This window comes from Microbacterium sp. ARD32 (assembly GCF_031844385.1).
GTDB lineage: Bacteria > Actinomycetota > Actinomycetes > Actinomycetales > Microbacteriaceae > Microbacterium.
Genome location: NZ_JAUZVD010000006.1, coordinates 1 through 5,444, shown reverse-complemented (window position 1 = coordinate 5,444; position 5,444 = coordinate 1). Strand labels below are relative to the sequence as shown.

At 55.7% G+C, this 5,444-nt stretch carries 3 rRNA genes; all 3 read left to right on the top strand.

Annotation, left to right across the window (positions count from 1 at the left end):
• Positions 1–237 precede the first annotated feature (237 nt).
• The 3 genes from Q9R19_RS14470 to rrf all read left to right on the top strand — a co-directional run bounded on the left by Q9R19_RS14470 (position 238) and on the right by rrf (position 5,440).
• Positions 238–1,762: ribosomal RNA gene (locus Q9R19_RS14470) — 16S ribosomal RNA — on the top strand.
• A gap of 349 nt (positions 1,763–2,111) precedes the next feature.
• Positions 2,112–5,217 (top strand): 23S ribosomal RNA (locus tag Q9R19_RS14465).
• Between the two features lie 106 nt (positions 5,218–5,323).
• Positions 5,324–5,440: ribosomal RNA gene (gene rrf / locus Q9R19_RS14460) — 5S ribosomal RNA — on the top strand.
• Together the 16S, 23S and 5S rRNA genes form the textbook arrangement of a ribosomal RNA operon.
• Positions 5,441–5,444 lie beyond the last annotated feature (4 nt).

Genomic DNA, 5,444 nt, shown 5'->3' with positions numbered 1-5,444 from the left:
TTGTGAAGTTGCCTTGCGCGTCCTGCTTTGTGGTGGGTGTGTGGGTGCGTCCGATCCTTGAGAACTCAACAGCGTGCACTTGTCAAATGCCAAATTATCCTCGTCCAGCCCTGTGGGGTTGGTTGAGAATTCCTTTGGATCAATTTATATGAATGTCAGCAATGATGTTCGTCTCTTTTGGTCATGATTGAACTCGCTGCCTGCATCGTTTTTCCCGGTGTGGGTGTGCATCTGTTTTTTACGGAGAGTTTGATCCTGGCTCAGGATGAACGCTGGCGGCGTGCTTAACACATGCAAGTCGAACGATGAAGCTGGAGCTTGCTCTGGTGGATTAGTGGCGAACGGGTGAGTAACACGTGAGCAACCTGCCCCTGACTCTGGGATAAGCGCTGGAAACGGCGTCTAATACTGGATATGTCCTATCACCGCATGGTGTGTGGGTGGAAAGATTTTTCGGTTGGGGATGGGCTCGCGGCCTATCAGCTTGTTGGTGAGGTAATGGCTCACCAAGGCGTCGACGGGTAGCCGGCCTGAGAGGGTGACCGGCCACACTGGGACTGAGACACGGCCCAGACTCCTACGGGAGGCAGCAGTGGGGAATATTGCACAATGGGCGGAAGCCTGATGCAGCAACGCCGCGTGAGGGATGACGGCCTTCGGGTTGTAAACCTCTTTTAGCAGGGAAGAAGCGAGAGTGACGGTACCTGCAGAAAAAGCACCGGCTAACTACGTGCCAGCAGCCGCGGTAATACGTAGGGTGCAAGCGTTATCCGGAATTATTGGGCGTAAAGAGCTCGTAGGCGGTTTGTCGCGTCTGCTGTGAAATCCCGAGGCTCAACTTCGGGCTTGCAGTGGGTACGGGCAGACTAGAGTGCGGTAGGGGAGATTGGAATTCCTGGTGTAGCGGTGGAATGCGCAGATATCAGGAGGAACACCGATGGCGAAGGCAGATCTCTGGGCCGTAACTGACGCTGAGGAGCGAAAGGGTGGGGAGCAAACAGGCTTAGATACCCTGGTAGTCCACCCCGTAAACGTTGGGAACTAGTTGTGGGGTCCTTTCCACGGATTCCGTGACGCAGCTAACGCATTAAGTTCCCCGCCTGGGGAGTACGGCCGCAAGGCTAAAACTCAAAGGAATTGACGGGGACCCGCACAAGCGGCGGAGCATGCGGATTAATTCGATGCAACGCGAAGAACCTTACCAAGGCTTGACATACACGAGAACGGGCCAGAAATGGTCAACTCTTTGGACACTCGTGAACAGGTGGTGCATGGTTGTCGTCAGCTCGTGTCGTGAGATGTTGGGTTAAGTCCCGCAACGAGCGCAACCCTCGTTCTATGTTGCCAGCACGTTATGGTGGGAACTCATGGGATACTGCCGGGGTCAACTCGGAGGAAGGTGGGGATGACGTCAAATCATCATGCCCCTTATGTCTTGGGCTTCACGCATGCTACAATGGCCGGTACAATGGGCTGCGATACCGTAAGGTGGAGCGAATCCCAAAAAGCCGGTCCCAGTTCGGATTGAGGTCTGCAACTCGACCTCATGAAGTCGGAGTCGCTAGTAATCGCAGATCAGCAACGCTGCGGTGAATACGTTCCCGGGTCTTGTACACACCGCCCGTCAAGTCATGAAAGTCGGTAACACCTGAAGCCGGTGGCCTAACCCTTGTGGAGGGAGCCGTCGAAGGTGGGATTGGTAATTAGGACTAAGTCGTAACAAGGTAGCCGTACCGGAAGGTGCGGCTGGATCACCTCCTTTCTAAGGAGCACTGCAGGACTTCGGTTCTGACAGAGCCCGATTCACACCGGATGTGTGTGACGGGAGCTCATGGGTGGAACATTTGACATGCCGTCAGCGCAGCTGACTCCAGTTAGTACGGTCTTCGGATCTGGAACGGTGGGGGATGTGTGCGGGCGGCTGCACGCTGTTGGGTCCTGAGGGACCGGGCCGGCCGTTGGGTCGAACCGAACCTCGTGGCCCTTGCTTCTGTTGCCGGTTGGTGATGGGGGTGGGGGACCGCCCGTACTTTGAGAACTACACAGTGGACGCGAGCATCTTAAAGAAAACCGAGCCGGATCTTTTCCTGGATCCGGTTCATCTCATGTGATTTCAAGTCTTTAAGAGCAAACGGTGGATGCCTTGGCATCTGGAGCCGAAGAAGGACGTAGCAATCTGCGATAAGCCTCGGGGAGTGGATAAGCACACTGTGATCCGAGGGTCTCCGAATGGGGAAACCCCGCCAGGCGTTTGTGCGACCTGGTGACTCCCGTCTGAATATATAGGGCGGGTAGAGGGAACGTGGGGAAGTGAAACATCTCAGTACCCACAGGAAGAGAAAACAATAGTGATTCCGTGAGTAGTGGCGAGCGAAAGCGGATGAGGCTAAACCGGGTGTGTGTGATAGCCGGCAGGCGTTGCATGCCCGGGGTTGCGGGACTTTTCTGATCATCCTGCCGGATGGTCGACGTGATGCGACTGCATAGACGAACCGTCTTGAAAGGCGGGCCGTAGTGGGTGCCAGCCCCGTAGTCGAAATGTTGTGCGCAGCGTGAAGAGTATCCCAAGTAGCACGGGGCCCGTGAAATCCCGTGTGAATCTGTCAGGACCACCTGATAAGCCTAAATACTCCCAGATGACCGATAGCGGACAAGTACCGTGAGGGAAAGGTGAAAAGTACCCCGGGAGGGGAGTGAAATAGTACCTGAAACCGTTTGCTTACAAACCGTTGGAGCCTCCCTAGCAGGGGTGACAGCGTGCCTTTTGAAGAATGAGCCTGCGAGTTAGTGATATGTGGCGAGGTTAACCCGTGTGGGGCAGCCGTAGCGAAAGCGAGTCTGAATAGGGCGATTCAGTCGCATGTCCTAGACCCGAAGCGAAGTGATCTATCCATGGCCAGGCTGAAGCGACGGTAAGACGTCGTGGAGGGCCGAACCCACTTAGGTTGAAAACTGAGGGGATGAGCTGTGGATAGGGGTGAAAGGCCAATCAAACTTCGTGATAGCTGGTTCTCTCCGAAATGCATTTAGGTGCAGCGTTGCGTGTTTCTTGCCGGAGGTAGAGCTACTGGATGGCCGATGGGCCTCACCAGGTTACTGACGTCAGCCAAACTCCGAATGCCGGTAAGTGAGAGCGCAGCAGTGAGACTGTGGGGGATAAGCTTCATAGTCGAGAGGGAAACAACCCAGACCACCATCTAAGGTCCCAAAGCGCGTGCTAAGTGGAAAAGGATGTGGAGTTGCTTAGACAACCAGGAGGTTGGCTTAGAAGCAGCCACCCTTGAAAGAGTGCGTAATAGCTCACTGGTCAAGTGATTCCGCGCCGACAATGTAACGGGGCTCAAGCACGCCACCGAAGTTGTGGCATTGACATTTTTGGTAGGCCTTCGTGGTCCAGCCGTGTTGATGGGTAGGAGAGCGTCGTGTGGCGAGTGAAGCGGCGGGGTGACCCAGCCGTGGACGCCACACGAGTGAGAATGCAGGCATGAGTAGCGAAAGACGTGTGAGAAACACGTCCTCCGGAAGACCAAGGGTTCCAGGGTCAAGCTAATCTTCCCTGGGTAAGTCGGGACCTAAGGCGAGGCCGACAGGCGTAGTCGATGGACAACGGGTTGATATTCCCGTACCGGCGAAGAACCGCCCCAGTCAATCCAGTGATGCTAAGTGTCCGAAGCCGCCCACCGGACCCTTCGGGGTCCACCGGGTGGTGGAGCACACGACCCTATGCTGGTGCGGCTAGCGTATTAACAGGTGTGACGCAGGAAGGTAGCCCAAGCCAGGCGATGGTTGTCCTGGTGCAAGCGTGTAGGCCGACTCCTAGGCAAATCCGGGAGTCATGATGGCTGAGACGCGATGCGGATGAAAAGTGGGTGATCCTATGCTGCCGAGAAAAGCATCGACGCGAGGTTCAAGCCGCCCGTACCCCAAACCGACTCAGGTGGTCAGGTAGAGAATACCAAGGAGATCGAGAGAATCGTGGTTAAGGAACTCGGCAAAATGCCCCCGTAACTTCGGGAGAAGGGGGGCCATCCGCTTATACCACCTTGCGTGGAAAAGGGCGTGGTGGCCGCAGAGACTAGTGGGTAGCGACTGTTTACTAAAAACACAGGTCCGTGCGAAGACGCAAGTCGATGTATACGGACTGACGCCTGCCCGGTGCTGGAAGGTTAAGAGGACCGGTTAGCCGCAAGGCGAAGCTGAGAATTTAAGCCCCAGTAAACGGCGGTGGTAACTATAACCATCCTAAGGTAGCGAAATTCCTTGTCGGGTAAGTTCCGACCTGCACGAATGGCGTAACGACTTCCCAACTGTCTCAACCGCGAACTCGGCGAAATTGCATTACGAGTAAAGATGCTCGTTACGCGCAGCAGGACGGAAAGACCCCGTGACCTTTACTACAGCTTGGTATTGGTGTTCGGTGTGGCTTGTGTAGGATAGGTGGGAGACTGTGAAGCGGATACGCCAGTATTCGTGGAGTCATTGTTGAAATACCACTCTGGTCACTCTGGATATCTAACTTCGAACCGTGATCCGGTTCAGGGACAGTGCCTGGTGGGTAGTTTAACTGGGGCGGTTGCCTCCCAAAGAGTAACGGAGGCGCCCAAAGGTTCCCTCAACCTGGTTGGCAATCAGGTGGCGAGTGTAAGTGCACAAGGGAGCTTGACTGTGAGACTGACAGGTCGAGCAGGGACGAAAGTCGGGACTAGTGATCCGGCAGTGGCTTGTGGAAGCGCTGTCGCTCAACGGATAAAAGGTACCTCGGGGATAACAGGCTGATCTTGCCCAAGAGTCCATATCGACGGCATGGTTTGGCACCTCGATGTCGGCTCGTCGCATCCTGGGGCTGGAGTAGGTCCCAAGGGTTGGGCTGTTCGCCCATTAAAGCGGTACGCGAGCTGGGTTTAGAACGTCGTGAGACAGTTCGGTCCCTATCCGCTGCGCGCGTAGGAAGTTTGAGAGGATCTGACCCTAGTACGAGAGGACCGGGTTGGACGAACCTCTGGTGTGCCAGTTGTTCCGCCAGGAGCACCGCTGGTTAGCTACGTTCGGGATGGATAACCGCTGAAAGCATCTAAGCGGGAAGCCGGCCTCAAGATGAGACTTCCATGGGCTTCGGCCCGAGAGGCTCCCAGCCAGACGACTGGGTTGATAGGCCAGATGTGGAAGCACGGCAACGTGTGCAGCTGACTGGTACTAATAAGCCGATGACTTGATAACACCTTCCTCTGCGAGGTGCACGCGTCCACTTTGTGGTTCTCGACGTACGGTCGGGAACCGACAACACACACGAATGTTGTTGTGTTGCCTGAAACGTCAATAGTGTTTCGGCGGCCATAGCGTGAGGGAAACGCCCGGTCACATTCCGAACCCGGAAGCTAAGCCTCACAGCGCCGATGGTACTGCAGGGGGGACCCTGTGGGAGAGTAGGACACCGCCGGACTTCT